Genomic DNA, 23084 nt, shown 5'->3' with positions numbered 1-23084 from the left:
CCAACGGCTACTGCTGCAGGGCCTTTTCCATGACTAGTTCCCGCTTCGACGTGTCCTGGGGATATGGTCGGCTGTCGCCTGTGGTGTTGAAACCGTGCCGCCGGTAGAAAGCCAACGCCCTGGTATTGTCCTCGTGGACGCCCAACTCCAGGACCTTTGCGCGCAAGTCGATCCGGGCAGCCTCGCAGGCTTGGTGGAGGAGTTCATCCGCCAACCCCAAACCTCGATGTTCGGGGGCAACATAGACACTTATCAGCATGGCCTGAAGTGGCTTCCGCGGGTCCTGGGGATGTTTCAGGACAACCCGCATCAGCCCACAGATCCGGCTTCCGTCCTCGCCGCCGTCAGCCACCAGCGTCACGCTCGAATCGCCGGCCATGGCGGCAGCGCGTTCCTGCCATTGCGCATCCGTTTGTCGTCTTGCCGCCTCAAGGCTTTCGACATAGGCCATAGGAGTGTCCGAAAGCATTTCCAGCCGGACTTTCCTCAGGAGAGGCCAGTCTTCAACGCGCAGTCGCCTGACCCTAGGCAACGGTCCCGCCCATGAACCGTACATAGCGTTCCAGGACCCGAGGCCAGCCTTCTTCATATGACGCCCGGCTGGCAGCAGGGTCCTCCGCGCCTTCCCAACCGTCGTGAACCAACCGCAATTCCGTACCACCCTCTACCGCCCGGAACGAAACCCTCAGCTCGGTGGACCAGAGGGGCGTGCTCGCCGGATACCAGCTCGCGTGGAAGGACAAAGGCGGCTGCCAGTCATCGATGGTTCCCCAGACCGATGTGCGGCCGTCCTCGGCCGTCTCCAGAATCAGGTTCTCCTCGAACTCCACGTGCGAGCCCGCACCAAACACGCTCTCCTCTTCGAGGGGCCACCAGAGATGGGGGTGGTCCGTAAAGCCCATGAAGGCATGCGAAACGTTGGTGGGCACCACAACAGTCACAACGAGCGGGTCAAGTTCGTTGCTGTCCGGCGACGAGGGCTCAGGGTCCGGCTCGGGATGGCTAAAAATACTGTCCATGACCACCAACTCTACCGGTGCGGGAACACACCTTCCTGGCCACATCCACGTTGACCCAAAGGGTTTGGTTGCGCAGCCTCTTCGTGCGGTGCTAGAGTCCCGTTGATCGTGATCTATCAGCAGGAGGTGAGACCCATGAACGCAGTATCCGCAATGGGTGCTCCCCCGCAGTACACGATCTCGCGACTCACTTAGTCGCCAGCGGGAGCGCCCCAGAGGCAATTCGCGAAAGGCGACTCCCATGAATACAACACCTTTTTCAACCCTGCACGTCGCTTCCCATCTCACGGGGTCCGCTCAGGACCAGCCGCAGGAGAAACCCACCAACCCTCCGGGGCGTACAACCGGACGAGCCTTGGTCCTTGGTGGCGGCGGATCCACAGGCAATGCATGGCTTATCGGCATCATCGCCGGATTGTTCGATGCCGGCCTGGATGTGAGCACAGCCGATCTGACTGTGGGCACGTCAGCAGGGTCCACGGCCGCGGCCCAGTTGGCTGGGGCGAGCCCTACAGAACTGTTTGCCGCCATCCTTGAGGCGCCGCCCCAGCCACAACGACAGCCACAGTCCCAAGTCAATCCACTCAGGCACGCCGAGACATTGAGGCAGGCCAATCCGTTGAAGCAGGTGGTGAACCATTTGGAGAGAACAAGCAGGATCATTGCCGCCTCTACCGACGCCGGCGATATGCGTCGCAGAATGGGTGCTGCTGCGTTGGAGCTGGATCCATCTGCAGACGAATCAAGGCAAGCACAGTGGCGTGCAACCGTCGCCTCCCGACTGCCAAGCCTGCAGTGGCCGCAACGAACGGTCCTCATCACGGCGGTGGACGCCCGCACGGGAGAGCCCGTCGTTTTCGACCGGCACAGTGGAGTGGAATTGGTGGACGCTGTGGCCGCCAGCTGCGCGAGTGGCTTTGCCTACGGCATCGGCGACGACCGATACATTGACGGCGGCTACCGATCCAACGCTGAGAATGCAGACCTGGCAGCCGGGTACGCACGGGTACTGGTGCTGTCGCCATTCGGCGGCAGAACGCGGACTCCCTTGGAATGGGGCATGCACTTGGCAACACAGGTGGACGAATTACGCGCCGGCGGTAGCCACGTTCAAACGGTTTTCCCGGACAGCGCCTCCGAGCACATGTTCGGCGCCAACGCGATGGACCTGTCGTTGCGTCCGTCGGCCGCCCAGGTCGGTTACGACCAAGGAAGGGCACTCGTGGAGGAACTCAGCGGGTTCTGGAACGTGGGTTAACACTTGTTAAATGGGGCAAGCCCCGGCCGTGAGGGTCGGGGCTTGCCTGGTTTAAATGTGGGAGACCCCCCGACCTGGTGTGGGTTGGGGGGTCTCTACCTAATGTGTGTCCGGCGGTGTCCTACTCTCCCACACCCTCCCGGGTGCAGTACCATCGGCGCTGTGGGTCTTAGCTTCCGGGTTCGGAATGGGACCGGGCGTTTCCCCCACGCTATGACCGCCGTAACCTTGTTACCCGTCCCCCGCCTTTTTTGCCGGTTGGTGCCGGTTGGGGGGTGGGAAGTTTTGTGGTTACAACATTGTGGTGTTGTTATTTAGTTGTGTTTGTTCCTGTGAGCAACGGTGTTGTTGTTCGGGAACCACATAGTGGACGCGTGCAGTGTTTGTGTGTGGTGTAAGTTGTTGGCCTATTAGTACCGGTCAGCTTCACGAGTCTTTGGTCCTCGCTTCCACATCCGGCCTATCAACCCAGTGGTCTGGCTGGGGGCCTCTCACACAAATTGTGTATGGAAATCTCATCTTGAAGCGAGCTTCCCGCTTAGATGCTTTCAGCGGTTATCCCATCCGAACGTAGCTAATCAGCGGTGCACTTGGCAGTACAACTGACACACCAGAGGTTCGTCCGTCCCGGTCCTCTCGTACTAAGGACAGCCCTTCTCAAATTTCCTGCGCGCGCAGCGGATAGGGACCGAACTGTCTCACGACGTTCTAAACCCAGCTCGCGTACCGCTTTAATGGGCGAACAGCCCAACCCTTGGGACCTACTCCAGCCCCAGGATGCGACGAGCCGACATCGAGGTGCCAAACCATGCCGTCGATATGGACTCTTGGGCAAGATCAGCCTGTTATCCCCGAGGTACCTTTTATCCGTTGAGCGACGGCCATTCCACAATGTACCGCCGGATCACTAGTCCCGACTTTCGTCCCTGCTTGAGATGTCTCTCTCACAGTCAAGCTCCCTTGTGCACTTACACTCGACACCTGATTGCCAACCAGGCTGAGGGAACCTTTGGGCGCCTCCGTTACTTTTTAGGAGGCAACCGCCCCAGTTAAACTACCCATCAGGCACTGTCCCTGACCCGGATCACGGGCCGAAGTTAGATGTCCAAAGTGACCAGAGTGGTATTTCAACGATGACTCCACCCGAACTGGCGTCCGGGTTTCAACGTCTCCCACCTATCCTACACAAGCCACTCCGAACACCAATACCAAACTATAGTAAAGGTCTCGGGGTCTTTCCGTCCTGCTGCGCGTAACGAGCATCTTTACTCGTACTGCAATTTCGCCGAGTTTATGGTTGAGACAGCGGGGAAGTCGTTACTCCATTCGTGCAGGTCGGAACTTACCCGACAAGGAATTTCGCTACCTTAGGATGGTTATAGTTACCACCGCCGTTTACTGGGGCTTAAATTCTCAGCTTCGCCACACAAGGTGGCTAACCGGTCCTCTTAACCTTCCAGCACCGGGCAGGAGTCAGTCCGTATACATCGTCTTGCGACTTCGCACGGACCTGTGTTTTTAGTAAACAGTCGCTTCCCCCTGGTCTCTGCGGCCCACACCCGCTCCACAGAGCAAGTCTGTATCACGGGGCAGGCCCCCCTTCTCCCGAAGTTACGGGGGCATTTTGCCGAGTTCCTTAACCATAATTCTCTCGATCGCCTTGGTATTCTCTACCTGATCACCTGTGTCGGTTTGGGGTACGGGCGGCTAAAACCTCGCGTCGATGCTTTTCTTGGCAGCATAGGATCACCGGATCCCCCCTTACGGGAGTCCCATCAGATCTCAGGATCGTGCTCGAAACACACAGGAACGGATTTGCCTATCCCTGACCCTACATCCTTGGACCGGGGCAACCATCGCCCGGCCCGGCTACCTTCCTGCGTCACACCTGTTAATACGCTTACCTCCCGGGATCAGGTCCCGCGCTCGGCCAAAACCCACACACCACAAGGGTGATAGGGCAGGCTCCGGGCGGTTAGTATCCCCCGCTTGGCATGGGCGGTTTTTCGCCGGTACGGGAATATCAACCCGTTGTCCATCGACTACGCCTGTCGGCCTCGCCTTAGGTCCCGACTTACCCAGGGCAGATTAGCTTGACCCTGGAACCCTTGATCATTCGGCGGACGGGTTTCTCACCCGTCTTTCGCTACTCATGCCTGCATTCTCACTCGTGTAGGCTCCACCGCTGGTTTCCACCGCGACTTCACTGCCCACACGACGCTCCCCTACCACTCCACACCCCTGAACCACGAAGGCTAGGGCAATGTGTGAAATCCACAACTTCGGCGGTGTACTTGAGCCCCGCTACATTGTCGGCGCGGAATCACTTGACCAGTGAGCTATTACGCACTCTTTCAAGGATGGCTGCTTCTAAGCCAACCTCCTGGTTGTCTTCGCAACTCCACATCCTTTCCCACTTAGCACACGCTTAGGGGCCTTAGTTGGTGGTCTGGGCTGTTTCCCTCTCGACTATGAAGCTTATCCCCCACAGTCTCACTGCTGCGCTCTCACTTACCGGCATTCGGAGTTTGGCTGACGTCAGTAACCTTGTAGGGCCCATCGGCCATCCAGTAGCTCTACCTCCGGCAAGAAACACGCAACGCTGCACCTAAATGCATTTCGGGGAGAACCAGCTATCACGGAGTTTGATTGGCCTTTCACCCCTACCCACAGCTCATCCCCTCCATTTTCAACTGAAGTGGGTTCGGTCCTCCACGACGTCTTACCGTCGCTTCAACCTGGCCATGGGTAGATCACTCCGCTTCGGGTCTAGATCACGCCACTACACTCGCCCTGTTCAGACTCGCTTTCGCTACGGCTACCCCACACGGGTTAACCTCGCGACGTAACACTAACTCGCAGGCTCATTCTTCAAAAGGCACGCCGTCACCAGAATCAGACTGGCTCCGACGGATTGTAAGCACACGGTTTCAGGTACTGTTTCACTCCCCTCCCGGGGTACTTTTCACCTTTCCCTCACGGTACTGGTCCGCTATCGGTCATTAGGAAGTATTTAGGCTTATCAGGTGGTCCTGACAGATTCGCACGGGATTTCTCGGGCCCCGTGCTACTTGGGATCCTCTCCAGGCGGTACACAACATTACGGTTACGGGGCTCACACCCTCTCTGGCCGGCCTTTCAAGACCGTTCACCTATGCCTGCACTACACACCCCACCAGTCCGGCAGAACCAGTACGGAAAGTCCCACAACCCCGCCCATGCAACGCCCGCCGGCTATCACACATGGAAACGGTTTAGCCTGATCCGCGTTCGCTCGCCACTACTAACGGAATCACTCTTGTTTTCTCTTCCTGCGGGTACTGAGATGTTTCACTTCCCCGCGTTCCCCCCACGCACCCTATGTGTTCAGATGCGGGTCACACAATCACCTTGCAGCGTTGTGCGGGGTTTCCCCATTCGGACATCCTGGGATCAACGCTCGGTTATCAACTCCCCCAGGCTTATCGCAGATTCCTACGTCCTTCTTCGGCTCCTAATGCCAAGGCATCCACCGTGTGCCCTTAAAAACTTGACCACACAAGATCAATAAACTTACTCGAGAGAACCATGCGCCACTTGGGCCCAAGGTTCATTCATAAGAAATTGCTGTAAGAACACACACACACACGTGTGTGTGTCCTAGATGCTCGCGTCCACTATGTAGTTCTCAAACAACAACCCCATCAACCAGACCCCCGGACACCACAACCCACAACACGGGGCTGATAACAGTGACCGGCAATACCGGAAGCAGGAACAAGAAGAAACACCAGAACTGTGCCCCCCTGCATTGCTGCAAAAGGTCCTGTTGCCTCAGGACCCAACAGTGCGCCAAACACAACCCACACAATCCGCGCCCCGGCACGTTCCTGACAACACCCCACCACCACAAAAGCAGAAAAAGGCGTTGCCGTACTGGCACCAGGACACAACCGGTAAAGGCCATGCCAAAAAACTTTGATTCGTTGATATTCCACCCATGAGCACCCACCGCAGAACAGACGCCTGCGCAATGGGCAACACTGACAACCACCACGCACCCGCATACACGGACACCAGCAGTTGTTAGCAGCTCCTTAGAAAGGAGGTGATCCAGCCGCACCTTCCGGTACGGCTACCTTGTTACGACTTAGTCCCAATCGCCGGTCCCACCTTCGACGGCTCCCCCCACAAGGGTTAGGCCACCGGCTTCGGGTGTTACCAACTTTCGTGACTTGACGGGCGGTGTGTACAAGGCCCGGGAACGTATTCACCGCAGCGTTGCTGATCTGCGATTACTAGCGACTCCGACTTCATGGGGTCGAGTTGCAGACCCCAATCCGAACTGAGACCGGCTTTTTGGGATTAGCTCCACCTCACAGTATCGCAACCCTTTGTACCGGCCATTGTAGCATGCGTGAAGCCCAAGACATAAGGGGCATGATGATTTGACGTCGTCCCCACCTTCCTCCGAGTTGACCCCGGCAGTCTCCTATGAGTCCCCGGCCGAACCGCTGGCAACATAGAACGAGGGTTGCGCTCGTTGCGGGACTTAACCCAACATCTCACGACACGAGCTGACGACAACCATGCACCACCTGTAAACCGACCGCAAGCGGGGCACCTGTTTCCAGGTCTTTCCGGTTCATGTCAAGCCTTGGTAAGGTTCTTCGCGTTGCATCGAATTAATCCGCATGCTCCGCCGCTTGTGCGGGCCCCCGTCAATTCCTTTGAGTTTTAGCCTTGCGGCCGTACTCCCCAGGCGGGGCACTTAATGCGTTAGCTACGGCGCGGAAAACGTGGAATGTCCCCCACACCTAGTGCCCAACGTTTACGGCATGGACTACCAGGGTATCTAATCCTGTTCGCTCCCCATGCTTTCGCTCCTCAGCGTCAGTTACAGCCCAGAGACCTGCCTTCGCCATCGGTGTTCCTCCTGATATCTGCGCATTTCACCGCTACACCAGGAATTCCAGTCTCCCCTACTGCACTCTAGTCTGCCCGTACCCACTGCAGAACCGGAGTTGAGCCCCGGTCTTTCACAGCAGACGCGACAAACCGCCTACGAGCTCTTTACGCCCAATAATTCCGGATAACGCTTGCGCCCTACGTATTACCGCGGCTGCTGGCACGTAGTTAGCCGGCGCTTCTTCTGCAGGTACCGTCACTTTCGCTTCTTCCCTACTGAAAGAGGTTTACAACCCGAAGGCCGTCATCCCTCACGCGGCGTCGCTGCATCAGGCTTTCGCCCATTGTGCAATATTCCCCACTGCTGCCTCCCGTAGGAGTCTGGGCCGTGTCTCAGTCCCAGTGTGGCCGGTCACCCTCTCAGGCCGGCTACCCGTCGTCGCCTTGGTAGGCCATTACCCCACCAACAAGCTGATAGGCCGCGAGTCCATCCAAAACCACAAAAGCTTTCCACCCCCCACCATGCGATGAGGAGTCATATCCGGTATTAGACCCAGTTTCCCAGGCTTATCCCAGAGTCAAGGGCAGGTTACTCACGTGTTACTCACCCGTTCGCCACTAATCCCCCCAGCAAGCTGGAGATCATCGTTCGACTTGCATGTGTTAAGCACGCCGCCAGCGTTCATCCTGAGCCAGGATCAAACTCTCCGTTGAAAACAAAAAAATCAAACAGACACAACCACACCCACCGGAAATAACGACGGACCATGGCTGCACAAAATTCGAAACCAGCTGAAAACCAGACCACCACACACGGGGGTGCGCAGCAATCCGGCCATAATTTCAACCAATCAATAAAACAATCGGCATCAACAAACTTGGCACACTATTGAGTTCTCAAACAACAGGTCACTATTCCAAAGCTGTACCACCAGCCTTCGCTGGATCGCTCCGGAGCAACTTTTCAAACTTACCCGCTGGACCTCTCGGAGTCAAATCGGCAAGCATGACTTGATTTTTCCTTGCGGTATCTTGTCGGCTTGGCGATCTCCACTCGGGGACCAGCGCGGGTACTAACTATACCCCTACTCCAGCGAGATGGCAAAGCCCGTCGGTAGAGGTCTCCCTCACCACCTCAGAAACCCCTGAAACACAGGGAAGGAGGGCCCGGAGCGGCAAGCTCCAGACCCTCCCTGATCCAAGGAACTACTCAGCCAACGCGAACCACGAGGCTCCCAGCGGTGGAAGTGTCACGGTCAACGCTGCCGGCTGGCCGTCAGTGCCCGGTGACGCAGCCTTCAGTGTTCCAGCATTGATGACGCCCGAACCACCGTAGGTTTCAGAATCGGTGTTCAGGACTTCAACCCACTCCCCTGCTTCCGGCACTCCCAGGATGTAATCGTTGTGGGGGCCACCGGAGAAGTTGACTGCGCACACCAAAGGCTTGCCGTCGTGGTCCCAACGAATGAAGGTCAGCACGTTGTGGTCGGCATCTCCACCGTTGATCCACTGGAAGCCGCCGGGCTCGTTGTCACGGACATGCAGCGCAGGCGTTGACTTGTATAGGCCGTTGAGGTCGCGGACCAGGAGTTGAAGCCCGCGATGTGCGGGGATGTCAGCCAGGAACCAGTCGAGTCCGTACTGCTCCGACCACTCGGCTTCCTGGCCAAATTCGGTGCCCATGAAAATGAGCTGCTTGCCGGGGTGTGCCCACTGGTAGGCGAAGAAAGCGCGGAGGTTTGCCAGTTGCTGCCAACGGTCACCCGGCATCTTGCGAAGCATCGATCCCTTGCCATGGACTACTTCGTCGTGGCTGATGGGCAGGAGGAAGTTCTCCGAGAACGCATAGACCATGGAGAACGTGATGGTGCCGTGGTGCCACTTGCGGTTGATGGGGTCTTCAGAGATGTACTTCAGCGAATCGTGCATCCAGCCCATGTTCCACTTCAGGCCAAAGCCCAGCCCGCCATGATTGGTGGGGGCTGTGACACCTGGGAACGCGGTGGATTCCTCTGCAATGGTGACAGCGCCGGGGTGCGTCTTGTAAACGGTCGCGTTCACCTCCTGCATGAAGGAAATTGCTTCGAGGTTCTCGCGGCCACCGAACTTGTTGGGTTGCCACTGTCCTTCCTCGCGCGAGTAGTCCAGGTAGATCATGGAAGCCACGGCGTCCACGCGGAGTCCGTCAATGTGGAATTCTTCGAGCCAATAGAGCGCGTTGGCAACCAGGAAGTCCGCACCTCGGTGCGTCCGAAGTCGAAGATCAGGGTGCCCCAGTCCGGGTGTTCCCCCAGGTTGGGATCTGAGTGTTCGTACAATGCCTCGCCGTCAAAACGGGCAAGTGCCCATGAATCCTTGGGGAAGTGAGCCGGGACCCAGTCCAGGAGGACGCCGATCCCCGCCTGGTGCAGGGAGTCCACCAGGAAACGGAACTCATCGGGGTGCCCGAACCTGGAGGTGGGGGCAAAGTAGGACGTGACCTGGTAGCCCCAGGATCCACCGAAGGGGTGCTCTGCCACCGGCATGAATTCCACGTGCGTGAAACCGAGCCATTTCACGTAGTCAACCAGTTCCTTGGCCAGTTCCTTGTAACCCAGGCCAAGGCGCCAGGATCCCAAGTGGACCTCATAGACGCTCATGGGCGAGTTGTGCGGATCCTTTTCGGCACGCGCGGTCATCCACTCCGCGTCCTTGAACCGGTAACTGGAGTCGACCACCCGGGAGGCCGTCAGCGGCGGAACTTCCGTACCGAAGGCCAAAGGATCCGCTTTTTCGAGCCAATGCCCGGACTTGCTCAGGATCTCGTATTTGTAGCACGCCCCTGCTACAACCCCGGGAATGAAGACTTCCCAGACACCGGAGGACCCCAGGGAACGCATTGCATGGCTACGGCCATCCCAGCCGTTGAAATCCCCCTTGACCCGGACGGCCTGGGCGTTCGGGGCCCACACAGCAAAGGAAACGCCGTCAACTTCACTCAACGAAGAGCGGTAGTGCTGGACATGGGCGCCGAGGACATCCCAGAGGCGCTCATGCCGGCCCTCGCCGATCAGGTGCAGGTCCACTTCACCCACGGTAGGCAGGTAGTGGTAGGGGTCATCAATGGTGACGGGTTCGGCGTCGTACACCACTTCCAGGCGGTAGTCCGGCACATGGCCGTGTTGCAGCGGATCCAGGACAGCGGCCCAAATGCCGTTGGCTTCGTGCTCCATGGCAGTGCGTCCGGCCTCCGTCACCACCGTCACCGACTTTGCGAGGTGCTTCACGGTCCGGATGGTGACGTGGCCGTGATCGTCCAGATGCGCACCCAGCACGGAGTGTGGTGCGTGGTGGGCTCCAGCTGCCACGCGGGCCAAGGTCTCGGAGTCCACATGCAGGGGAACTCGGGGCCGTTCGGTGCGTGCAGAGCCTGTCATTTCATTACCTTCCGCTGTAGCCGCGGCGTGCTTGCCGCGGCTCGTGTTGTCGAGGATTTGCCGCGATGCGTTGACCGGAATGGACAGCCAGTCCGGCCGGTTCCGCAACTCGTAGACCACCTCATATAAGGCCTTGTCCAGCCACAATGCCACAAAGAGCGGCGAGCGGCGGTCAATGGTTCCCGGCATGACTTCGCTGTATCCCGCCAGGAACGCGGTGGCGCAGTCATCCACCCAGGATGCGGGCACTTTGGCTTCCGCGTTCTCACGGACAGCGGCTCCTGCCGCATAGTCGAAGGAGCGGAGCATGCCCACAACGTCCCGCAATGGGAGATCGGGGGTATTGCGCTCGTCAATTGTCCGGAGGGGCTCGCCTTCGAAGTCGAGGATGGCCCACCTGCCAGACGCGCCATCCTTTCCGGGAACCTTGAGGATTTGGCCAAGGTGGAGATCGCCGTGGACGCGCTGCAGCTGGCCCACATCGCGGGGATGCAGCGCGGCAAGCAGCTCTTCGAGGTTGCCTTCATAAGGCCCGACGGCGGAGGCCGCTTCCGCCCATGACTGGCGGACACGCCGGGCCAGGGTCGCAATGATTTCGGCGCCCTGCGCCTGGCCGTCATGTGTGCCAAAAGTTTCCGCGAGCCTGGCGTGGACCGTCGCTGTGGCGGCACCGAGTTCATGGGCCTCGTGGGTGAAATCGGCACCTGCCGCGGCGGCTTCGACAGCCAGCCGCCAGGCATCCAGTCCTCCCAGCAGGAATTCGTGGGCAACGGTGAGCTCGCCAGTGGCCGATCCGCTGGGTCCTTTGCTGTCCCAGGAACCCGTAATCCAACCGAGCGTTGCCGGGACCTCGGTGGTCCCTGCCGCCGTCAGCGCGGCGCCCAGCTCCACTTCGGGATTCTTGCCGGCCGCCAACACGCGGAAGATCTTCACGATCGCCGTCGAAACGCCGTCGTCAATGATGACGGATGTATTGGACTGTTCGCCGGAGAGCACCCGGACGGAGGCGGGCTTTTCCGGAAACGCAACGCGGCCCCGCGTGAGATGGCCCGCCGCAAGGCCGTCGCCCACGATGTCCTCCCGCCGCATGAGATCCAGCCACGCCGTAATGAAGTCGCTGTCGTAAACGGCGTCGTACACCAGTCGCAGCCCGCGTTCCGGGTCCGCGACTTCCCCCAGCAAGGCGGTGGGAGCATCTGGCAACGGCTGGCTTCTGAAACTCAACGGCACCTGGACAATGTCAGTCCGGGGACCGCCGTCGGCCGTCCGATACGTCACGGCGAGCAGTTCAACCTGCAATCCGGCGCTACCTCCCGGGAATGGGAGGTCGAAGCCGCCAACACGCTCCAGCGCAAAGTCGGGGCTCTTCACCGGGAACCAGCGTTTGGTGGGAAGCCAGCTCCGGAGAAGACTTTCGATCGAGGGGTTAAGTGTTCCCTTTTTCATCTCATCCTTTGGTCGACACCACGGGGATCGCCTGCGTAAATGGCGATGAGGGGTTTGAAAACGCCGAGCGCAGCCGCAGCCAATAAAAGCTGTGGCTGCCCAGCATGACCGTCAGTTGGCCATTGTCTCCGACACCCGGGAAGGTTTGGCCACCGAAAATATCGCGGAAGCCCCTGCCAGCGTACTCCGGCAGATCCAGACTGGCGGCCACGGGATGCTGGGACAGGTTGAAGACGCACAGAATGGTCTCCGCGTCCTCGCCTTCGGGGTTGCCCGCCGGCAGTTCCCTCACGTAGGCCAGTACAACCTCGTGGTCAGCTTCCACGTGGCGGAAGCTTCCCAGGCCGAACACGGGGTGGTTCTTGCGCACGCTCAGGATCTGCCGGGTCCATCGCAACAGTGAACCTGAGTGCGCGGCCTCTGCTTCGACGTTGGCCATGCTGTAGTTGTAGACGAGGGACTGGATCACCGGCAGGTACAGCTTGCCCGGATCCGCGCCTGAGAAACCCGCGTTCCTGTCCGGGTTCCATTGCATCGGGGTGCGGACGGCGTCGCGGTCATCGAGCCAAATGTTGTCCCCCATGCCAATCTCGTCCCCGTAATAGAGGAAAGGGCTGCCCGGCAGGGAAAGCAACAGCGCGTTGATGAGCTCAATCTCAGAGCGGGAATTGTCAAGCAGTGGCGCCAGCCTCCGGCGGATACCGATGTTGGCACGCATCCGGGGATCCGGTGCGTACCAGCCAAGCATGGCGGCACGATCGTCCGCGCTGACCATCTCCAAGGTGAGTTCATCGTGGTTCCTCAGGAACGTACCCCACTGGGCTCCCTTGGGAATATCCGGAGTCTCCCGCAGGGTCTGGATGATCGGAGCCGCCTTCTGGTCCCGCAGGGCGTAGTAGAGCCGGGGCATGATCGGGAAGTGGAAGGCCATGTGGCATTCGGGGGCTTCCTCGGTGCCGAAGTACTCCACCACCTCATGAGGCGGCTGGTTGGCCTCGGCGATGATCACGCGTCCGGGGTAGTTGGCATCCACCATCCTGCGCAGGTCCTGAAGGAACGCATGGGTAGCTGGCAGGTTCTCGCAGTTGGTGCCTTCTTCCTCAAAGAGGTATGGAACGGCGTCGGCGCGGAAGCCATCGATTCCCTGGTCGAGCCAGAACCGGATGACGTCGTAGAGGGCCTCAACGACTTTGGGGTTCTCGAAGTTCAGGTCCGGCTGGTGGCTGAAGAAGCGGTGCCAGAAAAACTGGCGCCGGATGGGGTCGAAGGTCCAGTTGGATTCTTCCGTGTCCACAAAGATGATGCGCGCATCCTGGTATTTCTCGTCAGTATCGCTCCAGACGTAGAAATCGCCATAGGGCCCGGTGGGGTCCTTCCGGGACTCCTGGAACCACGGGTGTTGGTCCGAGGTGTGGTTCAGCGGAAGGTCGATAATCACCCGGACGCCGCGGGCATGCGCCTCTGCCACGAGGCGTTTGAAATCACTGATGGTGCCGAACTCATCCAACACCGAGGTGTAGTCGGCGATGTCATAGCCGCCATCACGCAACGGGGAATGGAAGAACGGCGGCAACCAGAGGCAGTCAACGCCCAGCCATTGAAGATAGTCCAGTTTCTCGATCAAGCCGTGGAAGTCACCGGAGCCATCCCCGTTGGCATCCGCAAAGGCCCGCACCAGTACCTCGTAGAAGACTGCCTTCCGGTACCAGTGCGGATCATGCTGGAGACCGGGAGCATTCAGCTCGAAGGTGTTCTTCGGAGTGAAGTACTGGCTGGGGTTTTGCGGAGAAAAACTCACTAAGGCTGCCTCCGGATGCTCAGGATGTGTGCGGGCTCAACGTGTGCGTCGAGCCTGACGTAGTTGTGCTCGCCCCACCACCAGCTTTGACCGCTGATCAAGTCATCCACCAGGAACCGGCCGTCCTCGTTGAAATCTGCCGGGTCCAGCTGCAGGGCCGCCAAGTCCAGGGAGACCGTGCTTTCGCGGGCGCTGTGCGGATCCACATTGACCACGATGATCAAGGTGTCCTTGGTGCCGTCCGGCAACGTCTTGTGCTTGGAGTACACGATCGTTGCGTCATCGGTGCTGCTGTGCAAAGTCAGGTTCTGCAGGTCGCCCAGGGCCAGGTGGTCCTTGCGGATTGTGTTCAGCCTGGTGATGTACGGCGCCAACGTCCGGCCGGAGGCGGCTGCACCTTCCCAGTCCCTGGCCTTGTACTCGTACTTTTCATTGTCGATGTACTCTTCCGCACCCGGCCGTGCCACATGTTCATACAGCTCGTAGCCGGCGTACACACCCCAGAGCGGGCTTGCCGTCGCAGCAAGGACAGCACGGATCCGGAAGGCCGCGGGGCCGCCGAACTGGAGGTACTCCGTGAGGATGTCCGGCGTGTTCACAAAGAAGTTGGGCCGGAAGAAAGCCGCGCTTTCGTGGCTGACCTCGTGGAAGTACTGTTCCAGTTCGGTCTTGGTGTTCCGCCAGGTGAAGTAGGTGTACGACTGCTGGAACCCTGCACGGCCCAATGCGTGCATCATGGGTGGACGAGTGAAAGCCTCCGCCAGGAAAACTACCTCGGGGTTCTTTTTGTTGATCTTTCCAATCAACCATTCCCAGAACCAGACAGGCTTTGTGTGTGGATTGTCCACGCGGAAAATCTTCACGCCATGGTTGATCCACAACTGAACGATCCTCAGGATTTCCTTGGAAAGGCCTGCCGGATCGTTATCGAAGTTCAGGGGGTAAATGTCCTGGTATTTCTTTGGCGGGTTTTCTGCATACGCAATGGACCCGTCAACACGCGTGGTGAACCATTCCGGGTTGGACGTCACCCAGGGGTGGTCAGGGGCTGCCTGCAACGCCAGGTCCAGCGCGACCTCGAGACCGAGCTCGCGGGCGTGGGCCACAAAAGCGTCAAAATCATCAAAGGTGCCCAAGTCAGGGTGGATGGCATCGTGGCCACCGTCTTTGGAACCAATAGCCCACGGCGAACCCGGATCCTGTGGGCCCGGTGTCAGCGTGTTGTTCCGGCCCTTACGGTGCTGGAAACCAATCGGATGGATAGGCGGCAGGTAGATGACGTCGAAGCCCATCTCCGCAACCGCCTCCAAGCGCTTTGCTGCGGTGCGGAAGTTGCCCGAGGTCCAAACACCTGTGGCGTGATCCAAAACCGCGCCCTCGGAGCGGGGAAAGAACTCGTACCAGGAACCACGACCGGCGAGGTCCCGTTCCACCTGCAGCGGGAACTGCTCGGAAACGGTCACCAATTCACGGATCGGAACGCGTCCGACGGCGGCCAGCACCTGTGGGCTGAAACCGGCGCCAAGGCGTTCCTCGGCAGATTTGGTGGTGTCTGCCAGGACGACTGAAGCAGCACGGAGGGTGCGCTTCTCTGCGGCGGTGCGGCCGGCGTCGTCGTCTGCTGCTTCCGAAAGAAGGGCAGCACCCTCAGCGAGCATCAACTCGACGTCAATGCCGGCACCCACCTTCACTTCAGCATTGTGGTGCCACGTTCCGTAGCGGTCATGCCATGCCTCAATGACGAAAGACCACGCGCCGGTCCCGGACGGCGAGAGCAAACCTTCCCAGCGGTCCAGGCCCTTCCAGCGCTCATCCTTGGCCGGTGCCATGCGGACCCGCTGGCGCTCCTTGCCCCTGGGATCGAGCAGGACAGCGGAAACACCGAGTTGATCATGTCCTTCACGAAAGACCGTCGCGCCGATGGCGAGGTCCTCACCCGGAAGGGCTTTCGCCGGGAACCGGCCACCCTCAACCACCGGATGGACGGCCGTGATGGGGAACCGGCCGAAGCGAAGTCCGGCGGTGATGTCCGTTTTCGTCTTGGATTTCAAAGCGGTCATGGTTCGCGAGGTATTCGTCACAACCACGACGTTAGCGACAAATATCCAAGAATGCTAAGCACACGAGCCATCTTGGCGACGCAAGATGACTTTTACCTAAAAGAAACCCAAAGCAGTTCCGACTGCCATGTGAGTCAGTTAGTGTGGCGCTCGTGAAGGCAATTCGAAGGTTTACAGTCCGTACCGTCCTCCCTGAGCCCATCCGGCCACTGGCCCGCTTGGCGACCAACTTGCGCTGGTCCTGGCACCGGCCCACCAGGGAACTTTTTGCGAGCCTTAACCCGGCTCTCTGGGAGGCCGCGCAGCGCGACCCCATCGCCCTCCTGGGATCCATCAGCAGGGAGCAGTTGCAGGACCTGGCCAACAACGGCGAGGTAGTCAACCGCGTACAGGAAGCTGCAGCGGATCTGGACCGTTACCTCAGCGAGCCGCGCTGGTACCAGGGCCTGGGTGAAGAGGCCCCTGCCTGCATCGCCTACTTCTCGCCGGAGTTCGGCATTACCGAGGTTCTCCCCCAGTACTCCGGTGGCTTGGGCATCCTCGCTGGCGACCACCTCAAAGCCGCATCGGACCTCGGTGTGCCGCTGATCGGCGTCGGGCTCCTTTACCAGGCCGGTTACTTCAAGCAGTCACTGTCCCGGGACGCCTGGCAGCAGGAAACGTACCCGGTACTGGACCCGGACGGCTTGCCGCTGACGCTTCTCCGCCAGCCCTCCAAGGACGGCGTTCCCGGCAAGCCGGTGCACATTTCGCTTCCGCTGCCCAACGGCCGTGAGCTTCACGCGCACGTGTGGCGTGCCGACGTCGGGCGCGTTCCGCTGCTGCTGCTGGACTCCAACGTCCCCTCCAATGATGAAGCCGCCCGAGGCATCACCGACCGCCTCTACGGCGGTGGCGGCGATCACCGCCTCCAGCAGGAACTTCTGCTGGGCATGGGCGGTGTCAAAGCCCTGCGCGTGTACCAGGAACTGACGGGCACTCCCGCGCCGGAGGTCTTCCACACGAACGAGGGCCACGCAGGATTCCTGGGAATCGAACGTATCCAGGAAGCTATGTCCGACGCCAACGATCCCCTCACCTGGGACGAGGCCCTCGCTGCGGGACGTGCATCCACAGTCTTCACCACGCACACCCCTGTCCCGGCAGGCATCGACCGTTTCGAGACCGTCCAGATCAAGCATTTCTTCGAAGCCGGGCTCGCCCCTGCTGTGCCTGTGGACCGGATCCTGGAAATCGGCCGGGAAAACTTCGACGGCGGCAACCCCTCCGTCTTCAACATGGCCGTCATGGGCCTGCGCCTCGCGCAGCGCGCCAACGGCGTGGCCAAGCTGCATGGCGTGGTGTCGCGGGAAATGTTCTCCGGCCTCTGGCCCGGATTCGACCATTCCGAAATCCCCATCACGTCCGTGACCAACGGCGTCCACGTTCCCACCTGGGTGGACCCGCGGATATCGTCTTTGGCCCGGCAGCAGTTCGGTGCGGAAGCCGAGGCCCTTGGCCGTTGGGACCTCGCATACAACGTCAGTGACGAGGACGTCTGGGGGCTCCGCAGGGAACTGCGCGCCCAGCTCGTGGAAGACGTTCGACGCAGGCTGCGCGCCTCGTGGAAGACACGCGGCGCCGCCGACGCCGAGCTTGGATGGACGGACAGCGTACTGGATCCGGACGTGCTGACTATCGGCTTCGCCCGAAGGGTGCCCACCTACAAGAGGCTCACGCTGATGTTGCGCGACCCCGCGCGTTTGAAGGCCCTCCTGCTGCACCCCAAACACCCCATCCAGCTGGTCATCGCAGGAAAATCGCACCCCGCAGACGACGCCGGGAAAAAAATGATCCAGGACCTTGTCCGGTTCACTGACGACCCCGCGGTGCGCCACAGGATCGTGTTCCTCCCGAACTACGACATCGCCATGGCCCGCACACTTTTCCCCGGCTGCGACGTCTGGCTCAACAACCCCCTGCGTCCGCTGGAGGCCTGCGGCACCTCAGGCATGAAGGCGGCCATCAACGGCTCGCTCAACCTCTCCGTCCTGGACGGTTGGTGGGACGAAATGTACGACGGCGAAAACGGCTGGGCGATCCCCACGGCCAACAACGGCGCATCCGCCGATGAACGCGACGACATCGAGGCTTCCGCACTCTACGAGCTGCTGGAAACCCAAGTGGCACCGCGCTTCTACGGGACCACCGTCGCCCAGGGCGCAGGCGCTGCAGGCCCCTCCGAATCCACCCGCGAGACCGTGCCCACGCACTGGGTGTCCATGATCAAGCACACCCTGGCAAACCTGGGCCCGGCAGTTTCAGCCGAACGCATGCTCCACGACTACGTCAACAACCTGTACTGCCCCGCGGCGGTAGCCGGGCGCCGGGCCACTGCGGAATCCTTCAAGGAAGCCAAGGAACTCGCGGCCTGGACCTCCAAGGTCCGCAGCGCCTGGCCCGACGTCGTCGTGGAACACGTCGATTCCGTTGGAGTATCCGAAGAACCCCAGGTTGGCGACACCCTGCAGGTCAACGCGTACGTAGCACTCCACAACCTGACCCCTGACGACGTCTCCGTGGAAGTGGCCTTCGGGCGCGCCGAGGAGTCCGATGAGCTTGAGGACATCGTGGTAGCCGAACTGGCCTCCTTGGAGAACCTCGGCGGCGGACGCCATCTCTTCCATGGCGACCTGGTCATCAACCGCTCCGGGTCCTTCGGATACACCGTCCGGGTGTTCCCGAAGCACTCTGCGCTGGCTTCGAAGGCTGAGCTTGGATTGATCGCGAACGCGTAGTCCGTAACTCGTTCCTGGCCCGCTATTCCGTTGTTGCTCAACAACGGAAAAGCGGGCCAGAAACGTCTTTACCCGCGACTAGTTCTCGAAGACGGCGATGACCGCCAAATCCCGGCCGGCGTATTTTTCTGCGTCCTGCAGGATTTCGCAGACTACGCCGAAGGAACGGTCCGTCCGGTAGGCCGCAGGGACCTGCCAGATCATCGTGACCGGAGTGCCGTCGTCGTCCGACAGGGCATCAGCGAAGTCATGCAGGGAGTCGTTGAGGGCGTCCAGGTTCACGCCGTAGTACTCCGGGAAGTCCAGGACCTGGCCAAAGACCTCCAGGACAGCCTTTTTTGTTGTGGCCGGCGGGACGAGGACGGTCCTGCGCCCCGCGTCTGCCACCTGCTCCTGAAGTTCTTCGAGCGTCCAGGTGTCTGCGGAATAGATCTTCATGGGCTCCTACTTGCCTTCGACGATGAACTTGAACGAATCGTAATGGTCAGCGGTGTAGTACTTGGCAGTGTCCTTGCCAACAATGATCCGGCGGGCGCCGCGGTCTGACTCTCCTGGCGTTGGGACGGTGTATTCCTTGTAAATCCGCCTGACTTCTTGGGCAGGAGGCCCTCAAAGTTGCTGAAGGTCACGCCGTCCCGGTCATAGGGGTACGGACCGCCCTTCGCAATCAGGGCAAGCGTCTGTTGCGCTTCCTTGGGTAGCTGCGAGGCGTTGATGGTGGGCAGCGCAGAGGGGTTTGCCACGGACGGCGGCACTGACGCGGAGCCAGGCTCCGCCGTCGTGGTTTGAGCGCTTGACATTTCCTGAGGGGCGGTCAGCGGGCCGCCGCCCACCATTGCGACCACGAGCGCGACGACGGCAATCACCAGAGCTGCGAAGGCCAGCAGTTTGCTGCTGCTCCGTTTCATGCAGGGGCTCCTACGTGCGATAAATGTTGATGGTGTTGGCTTGCAGGATATCCCGCTCGCCCGAGGCCACCAGCGCACCCTTCCGGCGTTCATGCAGCACCGAGGTTGTGAAACGGAGTTCGAACATGCGCTTGCCGATTCCCGTTTCGCTCAGGATCTCGGGCAGCACCATTTTCATGTCCTGGTTGCTGCCGTTCACCACGATCAGCCCGCGAACTTCACTGTCTTCCGCGCCCATCAGCAGCTGAACCGAGCGCACGCTGGGATCGTTCCAGCGCGCCGGAGTCATACGCTTGCCCTTGTCATCGAACCACTGCAGGCTCGCGTCGTTGGCCTTCGCGGGGAAGTTCTCGGGCTGGTGGCGCAGGAACCAGCGGCGAAGCTTCACAAGCTCCTGAGTGGTCCGGAACATGGCGTTGGCTTCGGACGTCCAGCTCCAGTCCAGCCATGCCGTGGGGTTGTCCTGACAGTAAGCGTTGTTGTTGCCCTGCTGCGTGCGGCCGAGCTCGTCACCAGCTGTGATCATGGGGACACCGATGGACAACAGCAACGTGGCCATGAGGTTCCGGATGGACAGCGCACGGGCGGCCACAATCGCCTCGTCTTCGCTGCGACCTTCGAAACCGTGGTTGTAACTGCGGTTGTCGCCGTGCCCATCACGGTTCTGCTCGCCGTTGGCCTCGTTGTGCTTACGGTCGTAGCTGACAAGGTCCTTGAGCGTGAAACCGTCGTGTGCTGTGACGAAGTTGACCGACGCCAGGCGTGTGCGTCCCGAGGATGCGAACAGGTTGGCCGAACCGGCCATGATCTCTGCCAACGACGCAATGGAGCCGCCTTGGCCCCCGGCCTCCATCGCAGCCCGGTCAGACAACCAGAACCGGCGGACGCCGTCGCGGAAGTGATCGTTCCAGTCCGACCATCCAGGCGGGAAGCGGCCGGTCTGCCAGCCGCCGTAGCCAACATCCCATGGTTCGGAGATGAGCTTCACGACCGAGAGGACAGGGTCTTCCTCGATGGCCCGCAGGAAGGGGTGCCGCGGATCGAACTGGTTGCCGGCGTCGCGACACAGCGTCACGGCAAGATCGAACCGGAAACCGTCCACATGGAACTCGTTGACCCAATAGCGAAGGGAATCCAAGGTCAGGTCCACCACCACAGGATCGCTGAAGTCCAAGGTGTTGCCGCACCCGGTGGTATCCAGATAGCGCCCATGCGCATCGTGGCGGTAGTAGCGGTCCTCCGCAAGGCCGCGGAAACTCAGTGCAGGTCCGTCCGGTCCGGCTTCGGCCGTGTGGTTGTAGACGACGTCCAGGATGACCTCGATGCCGGCGGCATGGAGCAGCTTAATCATGCCCTTGAGCTCATCCTGCACAGCGTGGGGCCCGGCGTTCCGCGCAGCCTCAGTGGCGTAGTCGGCATGAGGGGCAAAGAACGCAGCAGTGTTGTACCCCCAGTAATTCGTCATGCCCAGGTCCTGCAGGTGGGACTCGTCCAGGTGGAAGTGGATGGGCAGGAGTTCCACAGCAGTGATTCCAAGCTCCGTCAGATGCTGGATCATCACCGGGTGCGCCATTCCGGCATACGTCCCGCGGAGGTGCTCCGGGATGTCCGGGTGAAGCATCGTCTGCCCACGGACGTGGGCCTCGTAGATCACTGACGTACGCATAGGGGTCCGCGGCGGTGCGTCGTCGCCCCAGTCGAAGTCTGTTGCCATGTGGACACTCGTGAGGAACTCGCCCCGCTGATCCACGGCGCGCCCGTAGGGATCGAGCAACAACGTCTGCTCGCCGTCGTCGTCAAAGTCCAGGGCCGGTACTGACATCGGCAGCCCGCCCCCTGACGGTGCCGCACGGAAACCGTATCGCGTGCCCGGCGGCATACCGCTGACGATGCCAAAATGCACGCCGTCCTCCAGATTGGGGAGCGTGTGGACCCGCCAACCATCACCTGGCGCCTGGTAGGCGACTTCAACGCGTTCCAGGTCCGGTGCAAACACTGCAACGTTGACGTTGTTTGTCTGCTGGGTGACGGCATCGAACAGATCGGGCTGGGGCTCGCTCAGTCCGAGGGGCCTGGGGCGCGATGCATCCAAGGCGGCTGCTGGGTCCAAAATAGGCATAACCATTGCTTGCAAGTTTAGTTCCATACAGAGTGAGTGCTGAGTTGGCCGCCCATGTGACGGCGCCCACCACATCGATTTTCCGGTGGGCACAGGCTACGGCCGTCGTTCCGGGGCGCTCACGTGCTGGAACGTTTTGCCGGGGCAACACCACACCCCTATCCGCTCCCGCGAATGTGTCGCTGTGGCTGTGTTTTCCGGCAGCCTTGCCATACTGGGACTGACAGAACTGGAGGTTCAATCGTGCGCGTTGCACTCGCTCAAGTCATCACCGGCCGGGACCTGGCTGACAACCTGCGGCTCCTGGAAGACTATGCCCGCCGCGCCAAGGACGCTGGTGCGGAACTTGTTGTTTTCCCGGAGGCAATGATGCGCGCGTTCGGCAACTCCCTGCTGGACATCGCTGAGCCGCTCGACGGCCCGTGGGCGAGCCGCGTGCGCGAGCTCGCAAGGGAATTGCAGCTGGTGATCGTCGCAGGAATGTTCACGCCCGGCGGTGTTTCGGCTTCCGGCACGCGCCGCGTCCGGAACACGCTCATGGTCACAGGCCCCGGCGTTGAGACCAGCTACGACAAGATCCACCTTTTCGATGCCTTCGGGTTCGCGGAGTCAGACACGGTTGAGGCGGGAACAGACCCAGTGACGTTCGACGTCGGCGGTGTCACCTTTGGTTTAGCCACCTGCTACGACATCCGTTTCCCGGCACTGTTCACGGCCAACGCGCTGCGTGGAGCCGTGGTCAACATCGTAGCGGCGTCGTGGGGCGCCGGGCCGGGCAAGGCTGAACAATGGCAGCTCCTGGCCCGCGCCCGCGCGGTGGATACCACCACGTTCGTGCTTGCCTGCGGCCAAGGAGATCCTGCTACCCAGGGCATCGAAGCGAAAGGCACCGCGCCCACGGGCGTGGGGTACTCCGCCGTCGTGTCCCCCTTTGGGCAGGTCGTGGAAGCACTCGACGGCGAACCCGGCCTTCTCTTCGCCGACCTCGACCCCGCAGTGGTGAACGAAGCCCGCCAAAAGCTCCCGGTCCTGGCCAACCGCCGCGACTTCTAACCCGCCCGTCCGATGCTCGCTCACTTCCTGCGGGTTTTGGGCGGATCTTCTCTCACATCCGGATACCTTCTGGCCGATGCTCGCTCACATCCCTGCCCAAAGGCGAACGGACCGCCCGGGCCAGGTGCCGCCGTCGTCCACATTCTCTGGAAAACAGCAAACGCTCCCCCACGTGCATGACGTGAGAGAGCGCCTGCCGCAAACGGTCAGGATATGAGAGAGCATCCGTAAAAAACCCGCAGGAAGTGAGAGAGCATCCGTAGTTGTCGCGGTCCGGCGCCCGGAAGCGTGGGTCAAAGCGACGAAGGAGCAGCACGCGGAGGGCGGCCGTCGCGACCGCTGC

General features: G+C 60.6%; 9 protein-coding genes, 3 rRNA genes and 2 pseudogenes. 3 read left to right on the top strand and 11 right to left on the bottom strand.

All coding sequences use genetic code 11. The annotated features are described in order from the left end of the window. Nucleotides 1-7: 7 nt before the first annotated feature. The gene (locus ACZ5G6_RS04495) at nt 8-469 is read right to left on the bottom strand and encodes a GNAT family N-acetyltransferase (protein ID WP_498689681.1); all 462 of its coding nucleotides are present in this window, start codon (nt 467-469) and stop codon (nt 8-10) included. 55 nt (nt 470-524) lie between these two features. Next, nucleotides 525-1019: an SRPBCC domain-containing protein gene (locus ACZ5G6_RS04490; protein WP_498689679.1), complete on the bottom strand. Its 495-nt coding sequence runs from the start codon at nt 1017-1019 to the stop codon at nt 525-527. Between the two features lie 241 nt (nt 1020-1260). Here ACZ5G6_RS04490 and ACZ5G6_RS04485 point away from each other — a divergent pair, with 241 nt between their 5' ends. Further along, on the top strand, nt 1261-2277 hold the full coding sequence (locus ACZ5G6_RS04485) for a patatin-like phospholipase family protein (protein WP_498689677.1): 1017 nt from the start codon (nt 1261-1263) through the stop codon (nt 2275-2277). A gap of 108 nt (nt 2278-2385) precedes the next feature. On the opposite strand, the gene rrf is transcribed toward ACZ5G6_RS04485, so the two are convergent. From rrf to ACZ5G6_RS04455, 6 genes and pseudogenes are all read right to left on the bottom strand, one after another. Continuing rightward, a 5S ribosomal RNA gene (rrf, locus tag ACZ5G6_RS04480) occupies nt 2386-2502 on the bottom strand. 164 nt (nt 2503-2666) lie between these two features. Next, nucleotides 2667-5812 (bottom strand): 23S ribosomal RNA (locus tag ACZ5G6_RS04475). A gap of 545 nt (nt 5813-6357) precedes the next feature. After that, nucleotides 6358-7878 (bottom strand): 16S ribosomal RNA (locus tag ACZ5G6_RS04470). Together the 16S, 23S and 5S rRNA genes form the textbook arrangement of a ribosomal RNA operon. Nucleotides 7879-8370: 492 nt before the next feature. Then, a pseudogene (locus ACZ5G6_RS04465) lies at nt 8371-12026 on the bottom strand (1,4-alpha-glucan branching enzyme). A gap of 1 nt (nt 12027) precedes the next feature. Continuing rightward, nucleotides 12028-13824, bottom strand: a complete 1797-nt coding sequence (treS, locus tag ACZ5G6_RS04460) for a maltose alpha-D-glucosyltransferase (RefSeq protein ID WP_498689676.1) — start codon at nt 13822-13824, stop codon at nt 12028-12030. Continuing rightward, nucleotides 13824-15884, bottom strand: a complete 2061-nt coding sequence (locus ACZ5G6_RS04455) for an alpha-1,4-glucan--maltose-1-phosphate maltosyltransferase (protein WP_498689673.1) — start codon at nt 15882-15884, stop codon at nt 13824-13826. The genes treS and ACZ5G6_RS04455 overlap by 1 nt, the downstream gene beginning before the upstream one ends. A gap of 152 nt (nt 15885-16036) precedes the next feature. Here ACZ5G6_RS04455 and glgP point away from each other — a divergent pair, with 152 nt between their 5' ends. Continuing rightward, nucleotides 16037-18661, top strand: a complete 2625-nt coding sequence (gene glgP, locus ACZ5G6_RS04450) for an alpha-glucan family phosphorylase (protein ID WP_223935927.1) — start codon at nt 16037-16039, stop codon at nt 18659-18661. Nucleotides 18662-18739: 78 nt separating this feature from the next. Here glgP and ACZ5G6_RS04445 read toward each other — a convergent pair whose 3' ends face one another. The 3 genes and pseudogenes from ACZ5G6_RS04445 to glgX all read right to left on the bottom strand — a co-directional run bounded on the left by ACZ5G6_RS04445 (nt 18740) and on the right by glgX (nt 21694). Then, complete coding sequence (locus ACZ5G6_RS04445; protein WP_498689672.1) at nt 18740-19099, bottom strand: barstar family protein; 360 nt, start codon at nt 19097-19099, stop codon at nt 18740-18742. Nucleotides 19100-19105: 6 nt separating this feature from the next. Further along, nucleotides 19106-19569: pseudogene (locus ACZ5G6_RS04440) on the bottom strand (guanyl-specific ribonuclease). Between the two features lie 10 nt (nt 19570-19579). Beyond that, complete coding sequence (glgX, locus tag ACZ5G6_RS04435; protein ID WP_498691749.1) at nt 19580-21694, bottom strand: glycogen debranching protein GlgX; 2115 nt, start codon at nt 21692-21694, stop codon at nt 19580-19582. Nucleotides 21695-21931: 237 nt separating this feature from the next. Here glgX and ACZ5G6_RS04430 point away from each other — a divergent pair, with 237 nt between their 5' ends. Beyond that, nucleotides 21932-22741 (top strand): carbon-nitrogen hydrolase family protein, encoded by an 810-nt coding sequence (locus ACZ5G6_RS04430; RefSeq protein WP_498689669.1) that lies wholly within the window; start codon nt 21932-21934, stop codon nt 22739-22741. Nucleotides 22742-23084: the final 343 nt, after the last annotated feature.

It is taken from the genome of Arthrobacter sp. TmtSoilC51 (assembly GCF_055388015.1).
This window is presented reverse-complemented; position numbering and strand designations above follow the sequence as displayed.

Coding starts and splice junctions, on each gene's coding strand:
- ACZ5G6_RS04495 (WP_498689681.1), bottom strand. CDS start 469: ATGCTTTCGGACACTCCTATGGCCTATGTCGAAAGCCTTGAGGCGGCA.
- ACZ5G6_RS04490 (WP_498689679.1), bottom strand. CDS start 1,019: ATGGACAGTATTTTTAGCCATCCCGAGCCGGACCCTGAGCCCTCGTCG.
- ACZ5G6_RS04485 (WP_498689677.1), top strand. CDS start 1,261: ATGAATACAACACCTTTTTCAACCCTGCACGTCGCTTCCCATCTCACG.
- ACZ5G6_RS04455 (WP_498689673.1), bottom strand. CDS start 15,884: ATGACCGCTTTGAAATCCAAGACGAAAACGGACATCACCGCCGGACTT.
- ACZ5G6_RS04445 (WP_498689672.1), bottom strand. CDS start 19,099: ATGAAGATCTATTCCGCAGACACCTGGACGCTCGAAGAACTTCAGGAG.
- glgX (WP_498691749.1), bottom strand. CDS start 21,694: ATGGTTATGCCTATTTTGGACCCAGCAGCCGCCTTGGATGCATCGCGC.